This is a genomic window from Desulfosarcina ovata subsp. ovata (assembly GCF_009689005.1).
Lineage (GTDB): Bacteria > Desulfobacterota > Desulfobacteria > Desulfobacterales > Desulfosarcinaceae > Desulfosarcina > Desulfosarcina ovata.
On record NZ_AP021879.1, the window covers coordinates 1,571,177 to 1,597,114 of the forward strand.

The following is a 25,938-nucleotide window of genomic DNA, read 5'->3' on the forward strand; positions in this document are numbered from 1 at the left end:
TATCCGTTTATGCGGTTTTGCCCAATTCCAGCCCCAGCTCCAAAGCCTGCCGGTTCATATCCAGAAAGCCGGCCGGGATGCGCGTCTCCAAAGCTTTCATGATCGACTCGGGGCGCACCAGGTCGGTCAGGCCCACGATGGCGCCCAGCATGCAGATGTTGAACACGATCGGCTTGCCGATCCGCTCCATCACCGTTTCGTACATGGGCAGCTCGCGCTGGATCGCGTCCACCTTGAGCTGGGGCTTCACATAGCGCGGATCGGTGAGCAGCATTCCCCCGGGACGGATAATGCCGTAAAACGTGTTGTATGCCTCCTGGGTCAGGCAGACCAGCACGTTGGGCTGGATCACCTTGGGGAAGTTGATCGGGGTGTCGGCGATGATCACATCGCTGCGCGTGGCCCCGCCACGGGCCGCCGCGCCGTAGGCCTGGGTCTGGACCGCCTCCAGCCCGTCGTAAAGCACCGCCGCCTCGGCCAAAATAATCGCCGCCGTGATCACCCCCTGCCCGCCGGAGCCTGAAAATACCATCCTGCATCGTTCCATCTATTTTCCTCCCATGGCCCGCTCGATGATCCGGTTGTACTCGCTGCAGTACTCGGGCTTGTCCACCTGCACAAAAATCCCCCGCTCGATCAACTCCGGGTTCGCCTGCTTGGCCTTGGATCCGATGGGTGTGGTCATGGCTTTCATCTGCTTCATCATCTCCACCGCCCCGCCCTGCTTGTTCTTGCGGCCGAAGTAGGTCGGGCACTGGCTCATGATCTCCACCACCGAAAAGCCCTCGTGCAGCACCGCCTCGCGGATCAGCTCGGCCATCTGCTGCACGTGATAGGTGGTCGTGCGGGCCACGAACGTCGCCCCGGCCGCCCTGGCCATCGCCACGATGTCGAACCCCTGGTCGATGTTCGAGTATGGTGCCGTGGTGGCCATCATCCCCGGGCCGGTAAGGGGCGAGTACTGACCGCCGGTCATGCCGTAGATGCGGTTGTTCATCACGATCGCCGTAATGTCGATGTTGCGCCGGGCCGCATGAATGAAGTGGTTGCCGCCGATGGCCAGGGCATCGCCGTCGCCCATGGGCACGATCACGTTCAGCTCCGGCTGGCTCAATTTCACCCCCGTGGCAAAGGCCAGCGCCCGGCCATGGATCGTGTGCAGGGTGTGAAAATCCACGTATCCCGAGATGCGCGACGAGCAGCCGATGCCCGAAACCATCACGATCTCGTTGCGGCTCATGCCCAGCTGCTCCACTGCCCGGATCATCCCGTTGAGCACGATCCCGTGGCCGCAGCCAGGGCACCACATGTGCGGGAAAAAGCGCTGCCGGATGTAATCCTGAACTGCCATCTTATACCCCCTTGCCCTTGATCAGGCGCAGTATCTGCTTGATGTCCGTGGGGGTGATAAACGCCCCGTCGATGCGGTTGGCCAGAAACACCCGCTCGGGGTGCGCCACCACGTGCTTGACCATCTGGCACACCTGGCCCATGTTCATCTCCACCACCACCGTGGTCCGGGCCGGGCTGCAGGTCTCGCGCACCACATCCGCCGGAAACGGCCACAGGGTCTGCAGTTCCAGCAGGCCGATCTTATGGCCCCGGGAACGCAGCCCCTCCACCACGTGCAGGGCCGAGCGTGCCGACGAGCCGTAGCTCACCAGCACCGTGTCGGCGTCGTCCAGGTAGAAGGTTTTGTAACGCGCCATCTGCCCGGCGTTGTTCTCGATCTTGTCCACCAGGTGGCGCAACAGGCCGTGCACGATCGTGGGGTTGTCCGAAGGGAAACCCCACATGTCGTGCACCAGGCCGGTGACGTTAAAGCGGTGTACCCCGCCAAAATCGCTCATGGGCAGGCGTCCGTCTTCCCGGGGCAGGTAGGGGTGGTAGTCCACGCCCTCGCGCACCATCGTGCGCAGCCGCTCCACCAGCGGAATCTCACCCGCCTCGGGAATCTCCAGCCGCTCGCGCATGTGCCCCACCACCTCGTCGAACAGCAGCACCACCGGCGTCCGGTAGGTCTCGGCGATGTTGAACGCCTCCACGGTCATGGCAAACACGTCCTGGTGGTTGGAGGCGGTCAGGGCCACGATGCTGTGGTCCCCGTGGGTACCCCAGCGCGCCTGCATCACATCCCCCTGGCTGACATGCGTCGGTACCCCCGTAGACGGGCCGCCGCGCTGTACGTTGACGATCACGCAGGGGATTTCGGCCATCACCGCATACCCCAGGGCCTCCTGCTTGAGCGAAAACCCCGGGCCGGATGTGGCCGTGAGTACCTTCTTGCCGGTCAGCGACGCCCCGATAATGGCGCACATGCTGGCGATTTCGTCTTCCATCTGGATGAACTTGCCACCCTTTTGGGGCAGCCGCGCCGACAGATGCTCGGCGATCTCCGTGGATGGGGTGATCGGGTAGCCGGCGAAAAACTCCAGCCCCGCGTACAGGGCCCCTTCCACGCAGGCCTCGTTGCCCTGAATGAATTTGACTTGTCTGGTCATGGAATTGCCTTTGAATGCCTGGGTTGATACGTGCGGTTCCTGGTCATGGGGTGTCGCCGTGTAGGGGCGAAAGATTTTTCGCCCCTACGATGGAACCGGAACATCTTCCGTTTCGACGGTGATGGCCAGGTCCGGGCAGCGCAGCTCGCACAGCCGGCAGGCAATGCAGTCTTCAAGGCGCACCGCCACCGCCTTGTCTTCCCGGTCCAGCTCCAGCACCTTCTTCGGGCAGAAGGCCACGCAGATCCCGCATCCCTTGCACCACTCCCGGTTGATTCGATGGGACTTGAGTTTTTGCTTTGACATGTCTTTCCCCTGCCATTTGGGGCCACGAACAAGCGGGTTCACCCATCTTTTTCGCAACCGGTATGTCTCTGTTCGGCAACGGCCATTGCCGGGGCCCTGAAATGGTGCCCGTCATAAAAGCTGATCCGGCACTTGTCAATAAAAAGCCGGATTATCCGTACACTTTTTTCCTATCGGCAAGAGCCGATCATTTCTTGAAAACCGTGAGTGAACAGGCGGGTGGGATGGGTGGACGATAGGTGGGAAGACAGGGAGGATAGAGGCTGTGTTCGGTCGGCGTGCCGGGCGTCGCTCCATGGCGGGAAGTGCCGCCCGGCATGCCGTTATCCATCGATCGCCTTCGGAGGGCTCACTCTTCGACAGATACGAAACGTCCCGATGCCTCTTCTCTGGATCTGGCAGCCGAGAATTTCAGATAGACAAACAGTGCACCGAACACACCCAGCCCCAGAAGACGCCACCTCAGATCGACCATGAGGAGCGAAAAGGTCACCAGCACGGCGATGGTTCGCTCAGCGGCATTCAACTTTCTGACCAGATACCCCTGGGTCATGGCCGACAGGGCAACGACCCCCACGGCGGATATGAAAATCACGGCGATGTTGGCAAGCAATCCCTTGCCCAACAGAAGTTCCGGATTGAAAATGAACCAGTACGGAATGAAAAAGGCGGAAAGATCCAAGGAGAGCGCCGTCACCGCGGTCTTGAACGGATTGGATCCGGATATTCCGGAACCGGCATAGGCCGCCAGGGCCACGGGCGGCGTGATGGCGGAAATTATACCGAAATAGAAGATGAACAGATGCGACGCCAGAACCGGGAAACCCAGGTTGGTCAATACCGGTGCGGCCAGTACGGCCAGTACGATGTAACAGGCCGATGTGGGCAGCCCCATCCCCAGGATCAGCGATGCCACCATGGTCATCAACAGAGCGATGATGATGTTGCCATTGGCCAGCACCTCGATCAGGGTGGCGAACTTAAGACCGATGCCGGTCAGGGTGACCACCCCCACAACGATTCCTGCACAGGCACACGCCGCACCGACGGTGGCCGTGTTGCGGCTGGCGAGTAGCAGCGCCTCGTAAACGGACTTCAGGCTCATGCGGGTCGATTTGCGCATTCCGCAGGAAACGATAATGGTCAAGGTTCCCCAAAATGCCGCCCTGAGCGGCGTGATGTCCATGAGCAGCAGGGTGACCAGCACCACCAGTGAAAAGATGTGCTGCCAGTCTTTCTTCAGCAATTCCCTGGCATTGGGCAGATCCTCGGCATTGCCGGGTTTCAGGCCCATGCGTTTGGCCCGGAAATGGATCGAAATGAAAATGGCGAAATAGTAAAGCGCGGCCGGCACCGCCGCCGACACCATGATGAACTTGTAGGGAATATTGGTGAACACGGCCATGATAAAGGCCGCAGCCCCCATGATCGGCGGCATGAGCTGACCACCTGACGAAGCCGAGGCTTCGACGGCCGCGGCAAAGCTCGGCCGGAAACCGACGCTTTTCATCAATGGGATGGTAAACGCGCCGGTGGTCACGGTATTGGCAACGGCGCTGCCGGAAATGGAGCCCATGAGGCCGCTGGCAAACACCGACGCCTTTGCCGGTCCGCCCAGCATGCGACCGGTCAGGGCATAGGCCAGCTTGATAAAGAAGATGCCGCCACCGCTCTTTTCCAGAAACGCGCCGTAAAGGATGAACATGTATATGAAGGTCGCCGACACCCCTGCCGGTACACCGAAGATACCCTCGGTGGTCAGGTACATCTGAGCAACGATTCTCTCCAGGTCATATCCCCGGTGGCCGATCATGCTGGGCATATAAGGCCCCAGGAACGCGTAGAGCAGAAAGCAGCAGGCGATGATCGGCAAGGCCAGGCCGACCACCCGCCGGGTCATCTCCAGAAGCAAGACGATCATGACCAGCCCGAAACCGATATCCCAGGCTTCGGGAAAGCCCGCGCGGCTCTGGATGGCCTCGTAATTCCACAACAGATACACCATGGACGTCAGCATCAGCGCGGCAAAAGTCCGGTCCCAAAGGAAGACTTTCCGGCGGCCTTCCCCATCCGTATCGAACCGGCTGCTGACCGGGCGCAGGAAGAAGGTCAGCGCGCCCAAAAGGGATATGTGAATGATGCGCTGCTTGAGTGCAAAAAGCACCCCGAAACCGGCTGTCCAGATCTGAAATGCCGCCAGCAGCAGGGAAACGGCAATGACCACTGCATAATCGGTCCCATTGGCAAAACGGGGAAACACCCGTTTTTCCTGCAACGCCATAACCGCTTTTAAATCCAGGGCGTTGGATGTCTTCTTGTCCGTATTCATATTTTCCATCTCCATCCGATAGTTGCGTAACGTTTACAGATTCGGCAAGATCCGTTATCCGATGACAGTGAACGTCTGCTATAACGCCCCCATCTCCCGAAAGTATCTGGCCGCGCCGGGGTGCAGGTCGATGGGCACCTTCACCGCATTCTCAATGGTAATCTGGCTGGCCACCTGATGGACGTCGAGGAGTTTCTTCTGGCTTTCGAAAATGGTTTTGACCATATTATAGACGAGATCCTCGGGCAGTTCCCGGCGGCAAACCAGAACGTTCTGCACGCCCACGCCCGCCGTATCACCGGTGATGCCACCAATGCCGTTGTAGGCGCTCCCCTTGATGGTCACCTCGGAGTAGTAGGGATAGGCTTCCAGGGTTTTTTTGATCTCTCCATCGGTCAGCGGAATGAAGCGGACCTTGCGGGTGGATCCCAAATCGAGAACGGCCGATGCGGGGATGGCCACCGCCATGAAGCCGGCCTCGACCACACCGTCGCGTAATCCCATGGCGGTTTCCGAAAACGACAGGAAGGCCGTTTTGATATCATCATAGGTGATGCCTTGGGTTTCGAGGATATTCTTGGCCATGTTCTCCGTCCCGCTGCCAAAGGCGCCCAAGGACACCTTCGCCCCTTTCAGGTCAGACAACTGATGGATGTCGGACTTGTCCAGAACCAGGATGTGCATGGGCGCGGGATAAACCGACATCATGGCCATGATGGGCAGTTCGCCCCGCTCCTTGAACTTACCCTCGCCTTTGTATGCGTCGTAGCAGACCCCGGCCATGGCGAAACCCATCTCGGCACGACCGCGGCCGACCAGGTTGCAGTTCTCCACCGAACCGCCGGTGGACTCGGCGGAAACATTGGAAATGCCTTTTTTGGTCAGTACATCGGCGATGCCGCCGCCCAGCGGGTAGTAGACGCCGCCGGTTCCGCCGGTCAGGATGGTCATGTATTTATACGATGCGGCTTCGCTGTCGCCCATACCGGCGACGGTAAACATAACTGCCAAAACAATAACAAGTGCCCAGTTCCTGGTCTTCATGTGCTGCTCCTTTGGTCGATGGTAGTTGTTGCCCCAATGTTGCATAAAAAGTTGTCAAACCTACGGTATCTTGTGGTTGGCCTACCCCAAAATCAGGCGCTGGGGGTCGCAGCGGTTTCGGAGAATTTCCAGTTCACGCCCGGTTGGCGGCTGTGCTTCAACCGCCCGTGAGCAGTCCACGGCAAAGCCCATGTTCTCCTGGACCGATTCGACGGAAATCCCCGGATAGCATTCGGCCAGAAACATCTCGCGGCTCTGTTCATCGAACCGCATCACGGCCATATCGGTGATAACGGCCGAGGGACCGCCACCGCTCAGTCCGGCGTTCTTCCGTCCGTCGGGGCCGTCGAGCCATCCGGGGCTGGTCAGGTAGTCCAGCTGACGGACAAACTTTCGTTTCTCGTGCTTCATGAAGATGATCGTCCGGCTGACGAAGGAAGCCACATCGTTGGCCCCGCCGCTGCCGGAAAACCGGACCGCCGGATGGTCGTAATCACCCAGGACGGTAGAGTTGAGGTTGCCGAAGCGGTCGATCTGGGCAGCTCCCAGAATGCCTACCACACGCTTTCCGGTAAACCGGTTCTGCATGGTCCCGAAAGCCTCGGCAAGACCGCCGTTCAGCGCGGTGCGGTACATGACCCGCGAGTCTGCCACTGCCAGCGGCACCTCTTCCAGCAAACTGTCGATGGCACCGGTTTCAAAAAAAATCACGCAATCCGGTGCGCTGATGTTTTTGGCGGCCATGGCCGCCAGCATGGAGATGCCGGTACCACAGAAAATAATATCCCCATTGTGGATTTCCCGGGCCGCCACCACCGCCATCATCTCTTTCAATGTGTAATCTTGCATGCCCTCCCCCCGCTCAACGTCTATCCAGGTTGTTGGCGTATCCCGTTTCGGGATCGGCCTCGATGTCACCCAGGGTTTCACTGCCGATTTTTTCGAGAAACGATTCGTGATCGTCAATCCTCAGAATGTAATCCTGTAAATAGGTCTCATAGGCGGGATCATCCCGGGTGTAATCAGCAAACTGTTTCAGATAGGCGGGGTCGTAGTCATAATACCCATAGCAGGCCGTCGGATAGGCACCGTGGGGAACATGCACCACCGCATCGACACAGAAGAAGGGAATGCAGTTGCGGTCGGGATCGGCCTTCATCTCATCCGTCGACACCAGTTCCTCACAGGTGACAATAAGATGTTCGGCGGATTTGGCCTGCTCCACATCGGCAAATGAGAGCCCCGCGATCCGGGCATTGCCCAGAGCATCGGCTTTCTGGACATGGATGATGGTCACATCCGTGGTGATGGCCGGCACGAGAACCACCTTGGCGGTTTCGCCCCAACTGCCGAAGGGATTGTCCATGACGACCATCTTTTCATCCGGAAGCCGAGATTCGGTTTTGCGCAAATCTTCGGAGAATCCCCAGTGATGAATGAGGTCGGATCCCAGGCCCGAGCGACAGGGAAGAAAGGGAACCCCCATGGCACCGGCCATGAACCGCAGGGTCATCTGGTAGTTGGAGTAGTCCTCTACCTGGATCATACCCGCCTGCACCGCTTTGCGAAACCGGATACAGGTGGGTGCAAACCGGCCCGTTCCACCGTAGGCGATCTCCAGGCGACGAACACACCCAGCCCCGACCAGTTCGTCGACCGCCTGGCCATTGGAATGGGCGTACAGGTGTAAATCCCTGCGGCCCTGGCGGATAATCTCGTAAACCGCCGCCATGGGATTGCGATTGAGGGTAAACCCCCCGATTGAAATGTGCGCCCCGTCAAAAACGAAACGCGCAACCGCTTCCTTCAGCTCAAGCAGCTTGCCTGCCTCTTTTTCCAAAACAAGTACCTCCACAATTGACAGATTCGGATCAGTGGGTAACCAACGGTTCGGTACCCGCCCACCGTGAGTGTTCAGAACACCAACCGGTCGGATTCATTGTAGAACAACCAATATCCGTGCCAAAAACTTGACTCGTTAATTTTTAACGTTATTACGGATAGCTACATTGTAACCAAGATGGAGAAGGGAAAAATCGGCTGATTTGATGTGCGGCTACCGCACACCAGTCGTGTGCGGGTTTGCCTCATGGGGTAAGAGATTTCAATCGTAGTGATGGCGCAATGCTGTCCAGGTAAATGGATTCCTGTTCGTCCAGGATCGCGTTGAAAATTTTCGGGGTCGTGCGGGGGTTCATGAGCACCACGCGCAGAACCACGGTGTCGGGTTGGCCGGACCGCCGCAAAGTAGTTCGGGAAACGAAACTGTTGCCGGCCTCCCGCTGCAATCGCTGAATTTGGATGTTAACGTGGTTCAACATGCGCAAGCGGCTCTCTCCGCTGATTGTTTCATTTGATTCTTTGGATTCACGCAGCCCGTCGGGTACCAAGCGGTAGGTCAGAATGTTGAGTTCCGGCGCGGTGATCAACTCGAACATGGAACGGCGGTTGATCTCTTCGGCAAAGGCGCGGGCGGTTTCGATTCCGTGGTCGATGAGCAGCGCGTATCCATCGGCCCCCATGATGTCCAGAGCGCTTCCCAGGACCAGTGACGTCGCGGCACGCGAGCCCACCAAGGAGCGGATGCCCAGATCGACAGACCCCGGCCGGTTGATGTAGGCGGCATGGTAGGCCACGGCATCCATGGCCTGGGGGTCCTTAAAGAACACCATGCCGTTGCTCATGGGCAGGTAGAACTGTTTGTGCCCGTCAATGGTGACCGAATCCGCCAGCTCGATACCCTTGAGCAAGTGACCATAGCGTTCTGACAGCAGCACGGGCCCGCCCCAGGCCGCATCCACATGAAAGTGAACGCCGAACTCGCGGCAGATCCGGGCGATGGCGGGCAACGGATCCACAGCGCCGGTTTCCGTTGTGCCGGCAATACCGATAACGGCCATGACTGCGGTTTCCGGGTCCCGGCAGTGCTCCTCGAGGGTGCGTTGGAGCACGTTCAGATCCATGCGGTTGGCACGGTCCACGGGAATCACCGTCACGGCGTCGTAGCCCAGGCCCAACACACCGGCGGATTTACGGATCGAGTAGTGCCCCAATTGAGATACCAGTATCGTCACCCTGCGGAGGCCACGGTCGTGCAGGGCATTTGCCATCCCGTCGCGTTCGGCACCGACGCTACCCGATGTGGCCGGCAACAGGCGGTTTCGGGCGACCCAGAGGGCGGAAAGATTGGCCAGCGTACCATCTTCTACGAAAGAGCCCAGGGTGCTTTCGGGCCTTTGGATGTGTGTTTCGTAAAAGGTCTCGTCCAGATTGAACAGCAACCGGTGCACCTTGGCCAGGACCTGGCGTTCGTAAACGCTCACCACTTTAGAGGTTTCCAGCTTTACCGGATTTTGATTCAGGGCAGCGACGATGGTGCTCAGGTGCACCATGAAAAATGGAATGGCCGATGTCATGTGGCCAATGAAATAGGGGGATGAAACATTGACCGCCTGAGGAGCAAGCTCCTCGATGATTTTGGCGATCACGTCGGCCAGTCTTTTCACCGGCGTACGCGCGATTGTCGAGGAGCTGAACTGTGCGGCAAGCTCTTTCAAGGGGATCTCTTCGGTAATCCCCACGTGTTCCCGCAAAAAATCGTGGAGCCCGAACAGGATCTGCTCCATGTATTTGGTAAGCACATTTCGCGACTGCTCATTTTCCGGCTGGTGGAAGGTGCGCGCCAGTGCCTCGTGATCAGCTACCAGTTGGGGGCGACGTTTTTGCTCGGTCATTGAAAATGCCTCGCTTGAAAATCAGTTGGTTCAAATTGCCAAGTGCCTTTGGAGAAAGGTAATTCAAAACCATGGTTCTGTCTAAAAATCAATTGTAACCTCGATTTGCTCAACAATTACCGAAATACCCGCCACTTATCTTGCCGCCCCCACCTCAGTCAAGTTTATGCTTGACCGGCCGATAAATATATTTTGGAACTTGGAAATTTCGGTATTTTTTAATGGCAGACACACAATCATTCACAACCTCAAATAGATCGAAAGTCCCATCCGATGAATGACGCCCCCCTGATCGACATATTCTGGATTGTTTTTTCTGCAAGTCTTGTTTTCCTCATGCAACCCGGCTTTATGTGTCTTGAATCGGGACTTACCCGTTCAAAAAATTCCATCAATGTGGCCGTAAAAAATCTTGCCGATTTCAGTTTTTCCGTTATCGGATTCTGGGCGGTGGGGTATGCAATCATGTTCGGCACCTCACAGGCGGGGTTGTTCGGCAACATGGGATTCTTCTTTTCCATGGACCAGGGGCCTTTCCCGACGGCCTTTTTCTTTTTCCAGGTCATGTTCTGTGGAACGGCGACGACCATATTTTCCGGCGCCGTGGCCGAACGCATGAAGTTTTCCTCCTACCTGGTGATTGCCGGGATCCTGGCCATTGCCGTATACCCGGTTTTCGGGCATTGGGCCTGGAACGGCCTGGAAACGGGGAAACTTTCCGGCTGGCTCGGCAGTCGCGGGTTTGTCGATTTTGCCGGTTCGACAGTGGTGCATAGCGTGGGCGGCTGGCTTTCCCTTGCCGCCCTCCTTGTCATCGGCCCGAGAAGCGGTCGCTTTCCCAAAAACGGTCCGCCGAGGGAAATCACCGCCTTCAACCTTCCGCTGTCCATCCTCGGTGTCATGCTGCTGTGGTTCGGCTGGTTCGGGTTCAACGGTGGATCCACCCTGGCCCTTGACGGATCGGTGGCCGGCATTATCGCCAAAACGACGCTGGCGGCCAGTACCGGTGCCGCCGCATGCATTCTTTATGTCTGGTATCGGACCGGTCTGCCGAAAGTCACCGCGCTCATCAACGGGTCTCTGGGCGGTCTGGTTGCCATCACCGCCGGTTGCCATTGTGTCAGTTCCATCGATGCCGCTGTCGTTGGTGCCGTGTCCGGACTGGTGTGTGTATATGTCGAGCAGTTGCTGTTCCGGCTCAAAGTGGACGATGCGGTCGGTGCCGTGCCGGTCCATTTGGGCTGCGGCATATGGGGCACCCTGGCGGTTGCCCTTTTTGGCGACGCCCAACGGCTGGGTACGGGGCTCAGCTTCCAGGGGCAGTTCGTGATTCAGATGGAAGGCATTGTTGCTGCATTTCTCATTGCTTTTGTCATCCCGTATATGGTGATCAAGGGCATTGACCGGATCTGGCCCATGCGGGTTTCCAGGGAAGAAGAAGAAAAAGGCCTGAATGTTTCCGAGCATGGAGCGACTACCGAGCTTCACGATCTTTTTGAAGCCATGGATTATCAGACCAAAACCGGCGACCTTTCTGTACGCGTTCCGGTGGAGCCATTTACCGAAGTCGGACAAATTGCAAAAAAATATAATCATGTGATGACTGCGCTGGAACTGGCATCTTCGAAAATTGAGCACCAACATGCACTTTTCCAGGAATTGTTCGATTCTTCCCCCCTGGGGATTATCATGGTTGATGCCCAAGGCCGCATTGTGGATGTCAATGAGGGGTTTGCCGCCCTGTTCGGCTATTTGCCAAAGGATCTGCGCGGCAGATCGGACATCTCCTTGCTGGTTCCGGAGCACCTGATCGAAGAGGCCGAGGCGGCTTTGTCTTCGGTGTTGAAAGGAAAGACCCTTACCAGGGAAACCATTCGAAAGGACAAGGCCGGTCGGTTAATCGATGTCGCCCTGTTCATTTATCCCATTCTGGTAAACGATGAAATTCAGGGGGCCTACTATATCTACAATGATATCACCCAGCGAAAGGAGTTTGAAACGCAACTGTCCCATCAGGCGTTCCACGATGCCTTGACCGGTTTGCCCAACCGCATGCTCTTTCTCGAACGTCTGTCTTCGGCCGTACACAGGAAAAAGAGAAAAAAGGATTTCACCTATGCCGCCATGATGCTGGACATGGATCGCTTCAAGTCTGTCAACGATACGCTGGGGCACCAGATCGGGGATGCCTTCCTGATCGCCGTGGCGGACCGGATTAAGGCCTGTCTGCGAGATATTGATACGGTGGCAAGGCTGGGGGGTGACGAGTTCGGCATCATTCTGGAGGATTTCAACCATCCACGGGAGATCGTGGATGTCGCAAAGCGCATAATGAGAGAACTGGAAAAACCCGTGGTCATAGAAACCAATGAAATTCGTTCTTCTGCAAGCGTGGGAATCGTTCTGAAGACCCAATTTTACCAAGACGCGAAATCCGTCATGCGGGATGCGGACATCGCCATGTACCGGGCCAAGGAGATTGGCAAGGCGTGTTTCAAGGTTTTCAACAATAAGATGCATACCAAGGTGGTCAGGGAGAACGAACTGGAACGGGAGCTGCGGGATGCCGTCTTTAATGAAGAGCTGGCCGTCTATTATCAGCCCATCGTTTCCGTTCGGGAAGCCGCCCTTCTGGGTTTTGAAGCCCTGGTTCGATGGAATCATCCAACACAAGGTCTGATTTCCCCGGCAGAATTCATTCCGGTTGCCGAAGAAACCGGTCAGATTGTCGACATCGGCGAATATGTTTTGAAAGAGGCCTGCCGGCAGATGGTCAAATGGCAGAAGCTGTCGACGAATAACGGACATCTAACAATTTCCGTCAACGTCTCCGCCAAACAGTTTCAGAGTTCCAGACTGGTGAAGTTTGTGGAAGAGGTCCTTGACGAAACCGGATTGGCTCCGGAAAGCCTGAAACTCGAATTAACCGAATCCACGCTGATGAGGAACGCAAGAACATCCATCAGAACCATGCAGGGGCTGAAGGATATGGGGATTCGAATTGTTGTGGACGATTTTGGAACCGGTTACTCTTCCTTGTCCTACATTCAACGATTTCCCATTGACGGACTGAAGATTGACCGTTCTTTCATTTCCGGAGGCGCCCAAAAGGAAAATCCCAAAATCGTGCAAACGATTGTCGCCTTGGCGAAAAGCATCGGTGTGGAGGTGGTCGCCGAAGGTGTGGAGGAACAAGTGCAGCTGGAACTGCTCAAGGCCGCAAACTGTGAATCCGCACAGGGTTTTATGTTTTCAAAGCCGCTGGATGAAAAAGAGATTACCCGACAATTCATTATGGACCTGGAGAATTAATTAAGGATTTCGTACACCGAATGGCTTTACGATGACCAACAGGTGCGGCAATAGGGTCAGGGCGGCGACCAGGGCAATCAGCATGGCAAGGCTGGTGAAGAGGCCGAAATAGATTGTGGGCCAGAAATTCGAGAAAACCAGGATTGAAAACCCGATGATGATCGTCACCGAAGTGTAGTACATGGCATGGCCGATACTGTTGTGACAACGGTATAGGGTCTTGATGTAATCGCCGTCGGACTTGATTTCCTCGCGGAACCGATAGATATAGTGAATCGTGTCGTCCACGGCGATGCCGATGCTGATGGCTGCAATGGTGATCGTCATCATGTCAAGCGGGATGTTCATCCACCCCATTACCCCCAGTACCGCACCTGCCGAGAAGAAATTGGGAAAAAAAGCAATCAGAGCCAGTTTCACAGAACGAAAAAGCAGCAGAAACATCAGAAGCAACGCCATGGCCACCACCCCCATGGTCTTGATCTGGGACGTGAAGAGACTTTGCAGCATGTTGTTGTACAGCACCATCATCCCGGCCAGTCTGGCTTTTCCTTTTTCAATTTCCAATTGATGAACGAGATCATGGTCGATCTTGTGGAGCAAGGCATTGCGGTTGAGTGATGGCATCGAATCGATGATGCGCAAGGTAAAGCGAACTTCATTATTTTTAAAATTGATGAACGGGCTCAAAATGAGATCCTTATACTCGTCCGGCATTTTCGAATAAAGTACCGACATTTCGAGGCTGTCCAGTGATTGACCGTCGTTGAGCCTTCGCCCGATCTTCAGCAATGTCGCCAGGGAGAGGACCTTGCCCGTTGCAGGCAAACCGTCCAAATAATCGTGGACCCGCTCGATGGTCTCCATTCTGTCTTCAATAAACCAGTATTTATTGGGATCTTCCTCTTCATCGAGTTTGTCGAAGGGATCGGCAAACTCCTCGTCTTCCTCGGCGAAATCCACATCCGGATCAATGGCTTCGAATCGAAGGATCACGTCCAGGGGCGTGGTGCCGCCCAATTGTTGATCGATCACTGCCATCCCCTGGTAGATCTCGGTTGATTTTTTGAAATAGTCGATGAAGCTGTTTTCCACCTTCAGTCGATAGATGCCCATCACGGTTAAAACCGATAAGACGACGGAGACGACCAGAATCGCCGTTCCGTGGGATACGGTCAATCGGGCCAGGAAATCGGTAAGGGAAAAGCGGAGATATTTGGGAGGCGTCGGTGGATTGGGCTGCTTCAGCAGCACGACGCAGGACGGAAACAGCAAAAATGTCAGCGTCAGAGAGAACAGAATGCCGATGCTCATCATCCACCCGAAATGAATGACGGGCTTGATGTCGCATAGCAAAAGCGAGGCAAAACCGGCAATGGTGGTGAGGGCCGCATAAAGGCAGGGGACAAACTTGGAACGAACGGTCTCCTGAACAAGGGCCCGGTGATCGGCTCCGGGGCGGGTGATCTGGAACTCACGATACCGTACCATCAGATGGACCACGATGGCCAGGGTGATAATCAACTGCAGGGAAACAAAATTGGAGGAGATTACCGTTACGTCCCAGCCGAAGGCACCGAGCACCCCCATCATGCACACGACGGCCAGAAAGCAGCAGAGCATGGGAACGATAATCCAGCGGACGTTTTTAAAAATAACACCCAGCATGAAAACGAGAAGCAAAAATACGCCAAGGCCGAAAACCTTGAGATCTCTTTTGATGAAGCCGATCATGTCGTCCGCAATCATGGAGATGCCACCCAGGAAAATCCTGGCTTCGGGACGGTATCGGTCCAGGATCGAACGAATCTGTGCGATGTTTCGATGCTGGGCTTCATTCATCCGGATTTGGTGTGAACGGATTTTCTCTATCACAACATCCAACCGTTGGGCATCCTGCAAGGAGAGGCCGCCCTCGGCCTTTTGATCCAGATAGCCGTTTCGTTCGGCGATCAGGTCCGTATAGATCGGGTCTGATTTGATATTGACCACGATGGCCGTGGTACCCATATCCGAACTGACCAAGAGGTCTCGGTAAAACGGACTTTCGTGCAACTCGATCGTTGCCAGCGCTTTATCGACGGTCGGCGATTTCAGGTTGGGGAGTTCGTTGGAAATATCCGCATAGGAGATGGGGGGGCTCTCCAACAGCGGTACATCCAGAATGGTGAGGACGGATGCGACCCAATCCATCGCCTGGAGCTCGTCCCGCAAGCGGCCAAGTGTGTCGAGGTTCTCATTGTCGAACAGGTCCCCTTTCAAGGGTGTGAAAGCGACAAGTAGAAAATCGTGAACCCCATATCGCTCGCTGACTTGTCGGGCGTAACGCAAATCTTCGTCATTTTCCAGCAGGAGGGTATCGGCCGATGCGTCGATCCTGAAGTTTTTGGCCATGTATCCCAATATAACAATGAGGATCATCAGGCAGATCAAAACCCGTACGGGATGATCCAACACGATTTTGCCGTACCAGCGGTTGAATGTTCGAAATATTTCGGTCACTGCAGCAAAGCTCCTTGTTTTCTTATGCAAACCATACAGACCAAGAAATATGAGGGGTGGCCACCATTTGCGGTGCCGATCCCATTATGCCATATGGCCGGGGATAAATCGGAGCTAAGGATCGGGAATTTTATTAATTAAACGAAATTGCTTGTTCTTGCGCCCGTCTTCCGCGTTGCATCAACGGCCACATACTCCCGGTATGCAACCCTTGATGCGCCTTGAAGACGAACACAAGCCCGGCGCAATTACGTCCAATTAATTTCATCCCCGATCCTAACATGTTTATAAAAAATCGATTATGGCGTTCTATATTCAGATCCAGCCCCGGTAATACGGACAGTATTATAGTAAAAATCATAGATACCCAGATAAAAGAGCTGATCCGATAAAATTTAACGATGGTTCCTAATCCACAGATCCAGTTCCGAGCGGGGAATGACATCCAGGGCCTCAATTTTATCATTGGGTTCCCAGCGCAGCATCACCCGGTAATCTCTGGTTATCTTGATTCGATAGTGTCCCGCCATACGTTTAATGGGTCGTGTAATTTGCCATATGGCATCTTCCGCGGCGGCAAATTCTCCAATGGATTTGATCGCTTTGGCGGCCACCGATGGGGGAAGGGTTTTGCAGGACCTGGAGAATGCCGGTGCGTATTCGGGAACCAGAATCGTTTTAAATGCTGACGGCGGCAAATCGTCCAGGGGCGATACCGGCTTTTCTATTGGTGCGGTTGATGGATTGGCCTGGGATAACCATTTATCCCTTTCCGCTTTCAACTTGGTCCTAAGCTCACGCCGAAGTTGTTGCTGGGAATTGATTTCTTCCTTTAACCCCTCAATGCGTTGACGAAGGAGAGAGATCGTCTTCTTGTCCTGATTCGTCCGGTTGACAACAGAAGGTGCGTGATCGGTGACCGCCGGTGCGGGTTGGCGCTGCTTTTCGCTCAGCTCAGACGCCATGGCTTCGAGCTCCTTCTCTTTTTGACGCAGCTCGATTTCCTTTTCCCTGGCCTTCTTTCTTGCCGCCGATGCATCTTCGAGCACCTGGGTGAGCTGTTGATGTTTATCCTTCTCCTGACTTTCCGCCACATCCTTTTCGAAGCACCATTCCAGATAATCCTCAATGGGGTCATCCCACGCTTCAATACCGATTTCGGCCCTTGCCCTGCGTATGGATTCAATCAGGGTGTCGTTGTCCAATAAACGGTCGGGATTGCCGGCAATAAACGCCCGGCCGAAGACAATGCTCAAGGTGGGATATACATTTTCCAACAGATAGCTTAGGTGAAGCAAAGGGGGATCGAATTCTACCTCATCCGGTTGCGTCAACTCCAACCGCAACAGGGCCTCGAGCCTTTCCATCGCCGGATTGTTTTGAAGCAGGTCCAACTCGAGTCGGGTCATATCCGGATCGGTGAGTTCGTCATCGGGAATGTGCCGGCGAATGGCGTTGGCCAATTCGATGTCTCCCGCCCGTAACGTGTACTCCAACAAATCCTCAAAATGTCCTCTGTCGAAATCGTGCTCTTCCGGCCTGCCCTCCAATTCTTTGAGCATCTCGAAGGCAAGCGCTCTCAATCCGAACAACTCGCACCGGCGATAGGCGGCTATCAGTTGTTTGGCATTCAGGGTCTCCGGCACCAGTTTTTTTAGTTCATAGGCGCGCATGTCATGGATAAATTCAACGTCATCGACAAGTTGTGGAGCGGCTCGCAGCTGGCTCTTGGTAATTCCGGCATAGGACGATGCATCGTAAAACTTCTCCTTGTCCTTGCCAAGGCAGCATTTTTTATATTTCTTACCGCTTCCGCATGGACAGGGGGCATTTCGGCCCACTTTTTCCACAGGTCTGCGCATGGTCTCGCCACTTGCGATGACAACGGGCGGACGCTCCTTGGGAAGCGTCTTGAGCACATCAGCCTGGCTGAGGAATTGATCCGTTTCCGGATGCGCTTTTTCAGAATCGAGAAGGTAGAGGGCGCTGGCCAACATGGCTCTAAGCACGGGGGTTAGTCCGTATGCATGTTCCAACTTGTTTAGCACCAAACGTACCGGATTTGGATCGACCTGGTGGACGACGCTCATTTCAGCGGCAATCAGGCCGGCATATACCTGACGTTCGGTGGACAATTCATCGGACTGGGCAAGCCGTAATAAATGGGGGATGGCGGCCTGGGCCTGGTATCGGAAAACCGGTGCAAAATCGATGATGGGCTCGATCACTTTCAGCGCCTCGGCTGCAACGGCCGGGTCGAGACGAACCCCATTGACGGCACAAACAGCAAATGTGATCCCCAGTGCCGTATCTTGTCCGGACTGGATCAAGGCATCTATGATCGCGTGCCAATCTGTGGCGGTTCGATCAATCAGGCTTTCGGCGGCGGCCTGAATATCAGGGCGGCAGCGTCGGGCCTCATGGATAATGTTGAGATAGCTTTCTATGGCGCTTTTCAATGGTGTAACCTATAAGTCTATCGTGGCCTTGGCGCATTAGCGTCTGTCGAACCGGATCCACTCTGTGTGTCCGTTGCCGGTCGAACGTGGGCACGTCGATGTGTCGTTTCTGTTCAACAAACCGAACCGGCGGACCGGCTTTTTGGACTGTCTGCGTTAAGGCGAATGTGGGGTGGTTTGCTTATTTTTTTCTAATCTCTGCCGCATGTTGAGGGAGTTTTGTTTTTCCTTATACCACTGTAATTCTTGCTTTATCAATTCTTCATAATTTAAGTTAAAAATTGAGTTAATGGCATTAAAATGGGTATAATATTTTTTTCCCTGCTGTGAAGATTTTGAGAAGACAATATACATTGGGGTTGCCGGTTCAGGCAAAGGGAGCACTTTGATCTGATCCTGAATATGCATTTTAGTTGCTACAAATTGTACTGAATAAGGTTGTCGATCAAATAAGGTTGTCGATCAAATATTGCATCAATTCGTAGGATAAGGAGTTTATTGAAATTTTGTTCAAGCCAGGTATCGCTGCCCAATGTTTCCAGTGTTATTTTATCACGATGATTGTCAAAGAATGGTGTATAAATCCCTGACAAAGATACAACCGTACCAATTTTATATCCAACAATATCATCTATGGAGTGAAGTCCGGTTAATGGGTTATCTTTTCGGACAATGAGTATTGGTTGAGCATAATAAAGAGGCTCATCGAGAAAATGTAGAAAAGTCTCAGTTATTTTATTTTTGTGAAATCCCAGAGCGCCATCAAGTTTACCCTTTTCCAGCATCCCGGAATACCGGAGTAATGGCATCGGGCCAATCCATTCAACTTCGTAATCTAATTGAGCGGCCATTTCCTTAAAATATGTTAATGTTGCACCTCTTAGCGTTTGTGTATCATTATCAAAATATTGAAGTGGTGGAAGTTGAAAATAACCGATTTTTATAGTTTCTGAATGAATGTTTGAAGATAGAAGTATTAGAATTAAAATTATAAAATTTTTTTTTATCATCGGCCGGTACCGGGTTTTCGGGTTCTGAATTTCATAAAATCCGCTTCATTTCCATTCTGAGGAGTGGGCAACAACGCCAGCTCTGACCATATTCAAATCAACATAAACCATGCACCTCCACAGATGCTCACCAGATTCTATCGCGGTGGAATGATAACCAAAAAGCGCCTTTACGATTCTTGCGGCGATTGTATTCCTATCCAAGCCTGCCGGCAACGAATGGAAAGTTAATACCGTTTTTTGGCTTTAAATAGAAGCGCAACCCAACGATTCAGCGTAATTCTTTAAAATCGCGTTGCCGACAATTACCGGCGTCTAACCAGCTGCGAATAGGGCGGCAGATCAGCCCTTTGAACTTAGCGCCCTTCGGGCGGGCTCTTAGTCTGCAGCAAACTTCATTGTCTCACGGTTGCAATTCGGGCAACCAAGAACCGGCATAAACCCTTTGATATTTCTGCCTTCGAATTCTGCCATAGCAATCTCGACATCTATAATTGCTTCGTTTATCTTCATTTCATGCTGGCAGTGGGAACAACGATAATTGTATTCCACAGGAGGAGGACCGAATGGCACCCTCCCCTTCCACCATTTTCTTGTTCAACGATGGTTCCGTACTTTTCTGCTTTGAGGTTTTCATAATCGGCCCAACCCGGCCGGTGACCGTTTACAGCCTGATCGCCCGGCATACGATCGAGGAGAAAATCGTCGCCCTGCACCGCGCCAAACGGGACCTTGCCGACAGTCTGCTTGACGGTACCGATATGAGCGGGAAAATGAACGCCGAGGAACTGATGGCATTGATTCGGGAGGGATGAGACATCAAAAAATTATTTCTTGCCGGGTCCATTGAAAGACTCAGGCCCCCATAACCAGCCTTCGGATTTCTCTAATTCGAGAAATACACGACCAAAGCTATCCCCGTGGAGAGTCATCGCTTTTGCGGCGGATTCAGAATCTCCCTTCATGACGGCTTGAACAATATCTTCGTGTTCTCCGGCGCCGTGCAGTTTCAATAAATCTTTGAACATCGCCTTGATGATTCGGTGAGTCAGGGAGATGATGGAAATGATGATACCTTCAAAAAGACGATTGCCGCACATTTCAGCGAGGATTAAATGAACTGCCGTCAGTTTCTTCATGAGATCGTCGGCTGATTTGAAGGATTGCTTCTCTTGCTCCAACGCAATTTCGAGTTTTTCTCTGAATTCGTCGCTAATATTCAATGCAGCCAATCGCGCGATTTCCGGTTCAATGTATTGACGAACATTTAAAACTTCGGTGATGGTAATTTTGTTTGAAAAAAACAGATCAGAGAATCCCACATCAAACAGGCCCAATGTGATTTCTTTTACATACGCGCCTCCCAACGGTCCCTGCTTTATTTCAACATACCCGCTCACTTGGAGGCCCCTAATGGCTTCCCGTACGACCCCCCTGCTGACATTGAACAGGCTTGTCAACTCTCTTTCCGATGGAAGTTTGTCTCCTTCTTTATAGGCGCCTCGAAGAATGGCTTCTTTCAACTGTGCCAAGACCTCTTCGGTGGCTTTGGGTTGTTTGATGGGCTCAAAAGAATACATTGTTCCCTTTAAGTTCATGTGGACACGTCAACGGTTTTAAAGTTTTTTAGCATTAAATTTAAGCTTCATAAAATCCTTGCAATTCCATCTATCAGAAAAATTATTTCTTGACAAGACCAACAGTACATTATATGTAGGACCATAAATGTAAGACCAACAGCACCCACATGTTTTTTAATTCTCGATACAAATATTTTTGTTAAATTTCAGTCCCTTAATCTGGATTTGAGGATAAAGGGAAAGGCGTTCTTCGTTGGTTTGCCCCCGGGATCGACACAAAGATTTTTGGAGGGTAACCCGGACTGATTCAAACAGTAAAAACTAGCGTTTCCAGATTGTATGAACGATCGGTCAGAACGAACCGCCTCCATAATAATCTGTGTCGTCTTGTTACAGGCAAACTGTAGTTCAATTTTCCTGTCATGAAATTCGCGAGAAAGCCGGGATTTCTTTATCCCCATTTTTTTAAAAAAGTAACAATTTAATCAGGAAGGAATGGTAAAAATGAAACAACTTACCGGGGCAGATGAGATGTGGTTTTCACTGGAATCACAAAACACACCCATGCATATTAGTGACGTTCATATTTATAATCCGGTTACTGCCCCTGGAAAGCACGTATCCCAAAAAGATGTTTTAAATTATATCGAAAAACGGGTAGATAGCTTGCCGATGCGCGAGAAGCGTTTTCCCGTTCCCTTCAATGCCGACTACTCATACTGGGTTGATGATGAGAACTTTGATTTAAAAAACCACATTCGTTTCACTACGCTTTCCAAACCAGGAACCTGGAAACAATTTTGCTCTGAGGTCGAGCGTATCATCGCGATACCGTTGGATATGTCCCGCCCTCTCTGGGAAATGCATATCATCGAAGGATTGAACAAAATAGACGGCATCCCCGAGGGTTGCTTTGCGGTGGTTCACAAGAAGCACCACGGTCAGTTTGACGGATCATCGGCTACTTATGTGAAGAGTGTGCTGCATACACTGGATCCGGCGGCTAAAGAACTCCCGCCAAAGCAAACGACGCCGGCAGATAAAGCCCCTTCTCAACTGGATTTATTCTATCGAACCATGTTCAGAAACACGGTGATAAAGCCCATGGAAAGGATGAACTTCCTGTATCGGACGCTTCCCGACCTTCCGCAGGCAATGCAGGCCGCCGTTGAAGACGCAATGAAAATGGGATCGGCGGTTCGCACCCGATTCTCAAAAGCCATTCCATCTTTGTCTCGTGTGATCGAGGCGCGCCCCTTCCCCTTACAGGATATCCTACGGTTCCGAAAACTCGTACCTGGAGCGACGGTCAATGATGTTGTCATAACAATCTTTGCGGGAGCGCTTAGGAAATACCTCATGCACCACAATGAACTCCCGGAAGAACCACTTCGCGGATTAATTCCGATCGCAGTTAGAAAAGAGGAAGAGATTGGTGCCGGTGGAAATAAAGTCTTTTCCATGATTACCGTTACACATACGGATGTGGAGGACCCTGTCGAACGTCTTGCAAAAGTACACCAAGCAACACAGTATTCAAAAAAGTTTACCGATACGCTTGGGGGCCGGTCGATGAATGAAATGCTTGAATTGTCGCCTTTGGCGATGATTGATTTGAGCATTAAAATGGCCCAGGGTGTAAAACTGGCGAATTTTAACTCGCCATTATATAGCGGTTTTGGCATGAGTAATGTTCCGGGCTCCCGTGAATCGCTCTATTTCTGCGGTGCCCAACAAATCCGATGCTTCAATTGGGGCTTTCTGATGGATGGAATGGGGCTTTTGCTTGCTGCCGGCAGTTATGGTGATGAGTTGGTGTTTTCAACAATGAGCTGCCCGGAAATGATGCCGGATTCAGACTTTTTTGCGGATTGTATTCAGAAATCCCACGATGAACTCTATCATTTAAAAAATGGATAGTGCTCCCATACCTGCGTTATTTTTTTATATGCACGCTGACCGGTCGGCCGGTCTTACTATTTTATCTACTGATGGGCATCTGAAGGAGGCGGAAAAAATAATGGACAGACATGCATGCTGGCAACGAACTTGGCCGCAAGGCGTATCAGATCATATTGAGGCGGAAAAGCCATTTACCGAGTATTTTCGAGATCGGTCGGCCGAACAACCCGATGCCGTCGCCATCGATTTTTACGGTTATGAAATCCGATATGGCGAACTGAACAGAAAAATCGACCAGTTTGCCAACGCGTTGATGGGCCGCGGGTTGGCCAGGGGTGACCGGGTCGGTATTTTTACAATACCGTTCGGCATACATATTGCCGTAACATCTTGTTATTAAAATAAAAAATAGCGCTGGACAAAAAGATCGCTTTGTGTTTTAATCATGGTGGGTACAATTAATTAACCAGGAGGTCTCCATGAGCGAACACATCGACAAAAATGTTTTTCAAACAATTCTATCACCGGTGCTACCATTGATTGAGGTTACTCAAAATAGTCTCCATAATGATTTGGACACTTACAAGCTTTCATTATCATCGTTCACCACAAATTTGCTTTTTGGAATAATAACCAGAATTAAAAGCGTTGGACAAATCGTCACTGAGATCAAAACATCACCAACTGCTAAGGCATTAGGATTGGTCGTCGCATCGAAGTCTATGTATAATGAAGCGTTTAATCGTTATCCCCCAGAAATATTTAAAGATATATTCCATCAGTTGGTAAAAGAATTGGATTTGCATAAAATTCCGGAAATCAGTCATCTTGGAAAAATGCTAATTGTAGATGGTTCGCTTTTTCCGGCCATTTCCAATATGGCATGGGCTTGTTACAAGAAAACCGCTAATGCGATCAAAATGCATTTATCTTTTGAACTCAACCGAATGATTCCAACCGAATTTATCAGTACGGAAGGTAACTTTTCCGAAAAAGAATTTGTTAAGCAAATTCTTCGCGAAGGCATTACATATGTCTGTGATCGAGGCTATATCGCTTTCAATCTGTTCAAGCAGATATCCGACAGCAATGCATTTTTTATTATTCGCGGAAAGTCGAATATGACGTACACTGTAAAAGAGTGTCTCACTGCCACCGTACCGGATACATTCTTGAAATTTTTCAGTGACATCACAGATTCAAATATAATATTCAATAGCGATGAAAACAAAGCAAGTTATCGTATTGTTAGCTTTACGGCTATGGGCGAAAACTACATTTTGATCACAAACAGAAATGATTTGACAACTTACGAAATTATAATGCTTTACGCTTACAGGTGGCAAGTGGAACTTTTTTTTCGCTTCATAAAAAGAACCTTCAAGGGAATTCACTTAATGAGCCAATCTCCTCATGGCGTACAGATACAATTCTACTTGTATATGATTGCTTATCTATTGTTATTATCATTCAAACAAGATACGGAAATAATAAGCAGAGAAAATGAAAAAGATGAGCATGAATCTGAAGAAAATAATAAGAACGAAACCTTGCTAACTTCATCTTCATGCTCCAATTCAAATGCAAAAAGACCATATGTTTGCGGGTTAGTAACTCTTCTTGGAGAAAAATTAAAACAGTTTTATAAAATTGGTCTTCACTGGTTATTAGCAGTAAAAAATAATTTGTTAGAAATATTTGATGTGAATATCGCCAAAGTTATTGCTCAATACTCTTATCAATGACTGTGCCGAACAGTATTGGTATTTTTATGCAAAACAGTCCGCATTATGTCATCAGTTTTTTTGGAATCATTCGTGCCGGTGGGGTGGTGGTTAATCTGAATCCCATGTTCAAAGCAATGGAGCTTGCGCCGATCATCGAAAAAACCGGCATCAATATGATCATCGTGCAAGACACGCTTTGCTCCGAATTTAACAAGGTGGATAACGCCGGTCGCATTGAAACCGTGATCGTCGCCCGGTTTGCGGATTTTCTTTCAAAGCAGCCCCTGTTCTCTCCTCCGGACGAAGTATTTGGAACCGACCAACCGTTTTCCGGAACCGTCGACTTTAAAGATATTTTGGATGAGGGCATGCCGATACCGGTGTGCCGCATCCACGACATGGATAACGATCTGGCCATGCTGCAATTAACCGGGGGAACCACCGGGGTACCCAAGGCAGCCATGATCAGTATCAGGTCCTTAACCATAGCGGTGTGTGCATCGATGCACTGGTTCGGCCTTACTCCAAAGGAGACCAGCCTGGGTATTGCACCGTTTTTCCACATCATGGGGTTACAGGTCACCATGATACCGGCCCTTTTTGCCGGAGGGAAACTGGTGATCCTGACTCGATTTGTTCCAGCCATCATCGCACAGGCCATTGCCGAAAAAAAATGCACGGTCTGGGTGGCGGCCCCCACGATGATCACCGCCCTGGTCAACATGCCGACAATAGAACAATTTGATTTCTCCTCTCTGAGGGTGATCGTGACCGGTGGGTCTCCCATCTCAATCACTCTCCAACAGAGGATCAAGGAAATCGCGCCCAACAGTCAATTGGGTGAAGGATATGGTTTGACCGAAGTTCTGGCCGCCGGAGGTGTTGTAACACCTTTAGGCAACTGGAAGCCCGGTTTTACGGGTATCCCCATTATTAAGGAAAACGATTTAAGAATAATGGACCTTGAGGGACGCGAAGAAGAGATGCCTTGCAACCAAAAAGGAGAGATCGCCATCAAGGGCCCGACGGTGATGAATGGATACTGGAACGAGCCTGAAGAAACCAAAAAAGTAATGAAGAATGGGTGGTTCTACACCGGTGATATCGGGCTGATGGATGAAGATGGATATTTAAAGATCGTCGATCGGAAAAAGGAACTGATTCTTTGCTCCGGTTTTAATGTCTACCCAACAGAGTTGGAAAATACCATGTTGATGCATCCGGCCATCCTTGAGGTCGCCGTCATAGGGATACCCGATGACTATCGCGGAGAGTCAGTCAAGGCATTTGTGGTATTGAAAGACCAGTTCAAAGACGAACTAACGGCAGAAGGGCTCATCAACTGGTGCAAGGACAACATGGCTGCCTATAAACGTCCGCATGAAGTGGAATTCACGGAGTCGCTACCCAAATCGGGTGCTGGAAAAATTCTAAAACGACTATTAAAAAAATAGACTTTACCCCCAAATCCCGTCTGCTGTTAAACTGTTTGGAAAAGGGTCACCGCAAACCAGTAAACGAACAATTTCATG

Annotated in this window: 20 protein-coding genes; 6 read left to right on the forward strand and 14 right to left on the reverse strand. The window is 51.9% G+C overall.

Annotated features, from left to right (window positions below; translation table 11 throughout):
- Window positions 1-7: 7 nt before the first annotated feature.
- From GN112_RS07020 to GN112_RS07060, 9 genes are all read right to left on the reverse strand, one after another.
- On the reverse strand, window positions 8-547 hold the full coding sequence (locus tag GN112_RS07020) for a 2-oxoacid:acceptor oxidoreductase family protein (RefSeq protein WP_155309550.1): 540 nt from the start codon (window positions 545-547) through the stop codon (window positions 8-10).
- The gene (locus tag GN112_RS07025; protein WP_155309551.1) at window positions 548-1,351 is read right to left on the reverse strand and encodes a 2-oxoacid:ferredoxin oxidoreductase subunit beta; all 804 of its coding nucleotides are present in this window, start codon (window positions 1,349-1,351) and stop codon (window positions 548-550) included.
- Window position 1,352: 1 nt separating this feature from the next.
- Window positions 1,353-2,501 (reverse strand): 2-oxoacid:acceptor oxidoreductase subunit alpha, encoded by a 1,149-nt coding sequence (locus GN112_RS07030; RefSeq protein ID WP_155309552.1) that lies wholly within the window; start codon window positions 2,499-2,501, stop codon window positions 1,353-1,355.
- 84 nt (window positions 2,502-2,585) lie between these two features.
- Window positions 2,586-2,807, reverse strand: coding sequence for a 4Fe-4S dicluster domain-containing protein (locus tag GN112_RS07035; protein ID WP_155309553.1), 222 nt, complete (start codon window positions 2,805-2,807; stop codon window positions 2,586-2,588).
- Window positions 2,808-3,156: 349 nt separating this feature from the next.
- Complete coding sequence (locus tag GN112_RS07040; RefSeq protein ID WP_162458819.1) at window positions 3,157-5,136, reverse strand: TRAP transporter permease; 1,980 nt, start codon at window positions 5,134-5,136, stop codon at window positions 3,157-3,159.
- Between the two features lie 78 nt (window positions 5,137-5,214).
- Complete coding sequence (locus GN112_RS07045) at window positions 5,215-6,180, reverse strand: TAXI family TRAP transporter solute-binding subunit (RefSeq protein ID WP_162458820.1); 966 nt, start codon at window positions 6,178-6,180, stop codon at window positions 5,215-5,217.
- Between the two features lie 81 nt (window positions 6,181-6,261).
- Window positions 6,262-7,029 carry a CoA-transferase subunit beta gene (locus GN112_RS07050; protein ID WP_155309556.1) on the reverse strand — a complete coding sequence of 256 codons (768 nt, stop codon included), beginning with the start codon at window positions 7,027-7,029 and terminating at the stop codon, window positions 6,262-6,264.
- A 13-nt stretch (window positions 7,030-7,042) separates the two neighbouring features.
- A complete protein-coding gene (locus tag GN112_RS07055) occupies window positions 7,043-8,020 on the reverse strand; it encodes a CoA transferase subunit A (RefSeq protein WP_155309557.1) in 978 nt (325 codons plus the stop codon).
- Window positions 8,021-8,267: 247 nt separating this feature from the next.
- Window positions 8,268-9,914 carry an aminotransferase class V-fold PLP-dependent enzyme gene (locus GN112_RS07060; RefSeq protein ID WP_155309558.1) on the reverse strand — a complete coding sequence of 549 codons (1,647 nt, stop codon included), beginning with the start codon at window positions 9,912-9,914 and terminating at the stop codon, window positions 8,268-8,270.
- Window positions 9,915-10,187: 273 nt separating this feature from the next.
- Here GN112_RS07060 and amt point away from each other — a divergent pair, with 273 nt between their 5' ends.
- Window positions 10,188-13,226, forward strand: coding sequence for an ammonium transporter (gene amt / locus GN112_RS07065; protein WP_155309559.1), 3,039 nt, complete (start codon window positions 10,188-10,190; stop codon window positions 13,224-13,226).
- Here the strand turns inward: amt and GN112_RS07070 are convergent, their stop codons facing one another.
- The 4 genes from GN112_RS07070 to GN112_RS07085 all read right to left on the reverse strand — a co-directional run bounded on the left by GN112_RS07070 (window position 13,227) and on the right by GN112_RS07085 (window position 19,197).
- The gene (locus tag GN112_RS07070; RefSeq protein WP_231716951.1) at window positions 13,227-15,728 is read right to left on the reverse strand and encodes an efflux RND transporter permease subunit; all 2,502 of its coding nucleotides are present in this window, start codon (window positions 15,726-15,728) and stop codon (window positions 13,227-13,229) included. It lies immediately after the preceding gene.
- A gap of 395 nt (window positions 15,729-16,123) precedes the next feature.
- Window positions 16,124-18,187, reverse strand: coding sequence for a YecA family protein (locus GN112_RS34225; protein WP_231716952.1), 2,064 nt, complete (start codon window positions 18,185-18,187; stop codon window positions 16,124-16,126).
- A gap of 156 nt (window positions 18,188-18,343) precedes the next feature.
- A complete protein-coding gene (locus GN112_RS07080) occupies window positions 18,344-18,595 on the reverse strand; it encodes a hypothetical protein (protein WP_155309560.1) in 252 nt (83 codons plus the stop codon).
- Window positions 18,596-18,603: 8 nt separating this feature from the next.
- Window positions 18,604-19,197 carry a substrate-binding periplasmic protein gene (locus GN112_RS07085; protein ID WP_155309561.1) on the reverse strand — a complete coding sequence of 198 codons (594 nt, stop codon included), beginning with the start codon at window positions 19,195-19,197 and terminating at the stop codon, window positions 18,604-18,606.
- A 566-nt stretch (window positions 19,198-19,763) separates the two neighbouring features.
- Here GN112_RS07085 and GN112_RS07090 point away from each other — a divergent pair.
- Entirely contained in the window at window positions 19,764-20,012 is a 249-nt protein-coding gene (locus GN112_RS07090; protein ID WP_155309562.1) for a hypothetical protein, read from the forward strand.
- Between the two features lie 12 nt (window positions 20,013-20,024).
- Here the strand turns inward: GN112_RS07090 and GN112_RS07095 are convergent, their stop codons facing one another.
- Window positions 20,025-20,795 (reverse strand): FadR/GntR family transcriptional regulator, encoded by a 771-nt coding sequence (locus tag GN112_RS07095; protein ID WP_155309563.1) that lies wholly within the window; start codon window positions 20,793-20,795, stop codon window positions 20,025-20,027.
- Window positions 20,796-21,281: 486 nt separating this feature from the next.
- Here GN112_RS07095 and GN112_RS07100 point away from each other — a divergent pair, with 486 nt between their 5' ends.
- From GN112_RS07100 to GN112_RS07115, 4 genes are all read left to right on the forward strand, one after another.
- Window positions 21,282-22,697 (forward strand): wax ester/triacylglycerol synthase family O-acyltransferase, encoded by a 1,416-nt coding sequence (locus tag GN112_RS07100; protein WP_162458821.1) that lies wholly within the window; start codon window positions 21,282-21,284, stop codon window positions 22,695-22,697.
- A 100-nt stretch (window positions 22,698-22,797) separates the two neighbouring features.
- Entirely contained in the window at window positions 22,798-23,079 is a 282-nt protein-coding gene (locus GN112_RS07105) for an AMP-binding protein (RefSeq protein ID WP_162458822.1), read from the forward strand.
- Window positions 23,080-23,158: 79 nt separating this feature from the next.
- Window positions 23,159-24,424 (forward strand): IS4 family transposase, encoded by a 1,266-nt coding sequence (locus tag GN112_RS07110; protein WP_155309288.1) that lies wholly within the window; start codon window positions 23,159-23,161, stop codon window positions 24,422-24,424.
- On the forward strand, window positions 24,421-25,860 hold the full coding sequence (locus tag GN112_RS07115) for an AMP-binding protein (protein WP_155309566.1): 1,440 nt from the start codon (window positions 24,421-24,423) through the stop codon (window positions 25,858-25,860). Before GN112_RS07110 ends, GN112_RS07115 begins: the two co-directional genes overlap by 4 nt.
- Window positions 25,861-25,938: the final 78 nt, after the last annotated feature.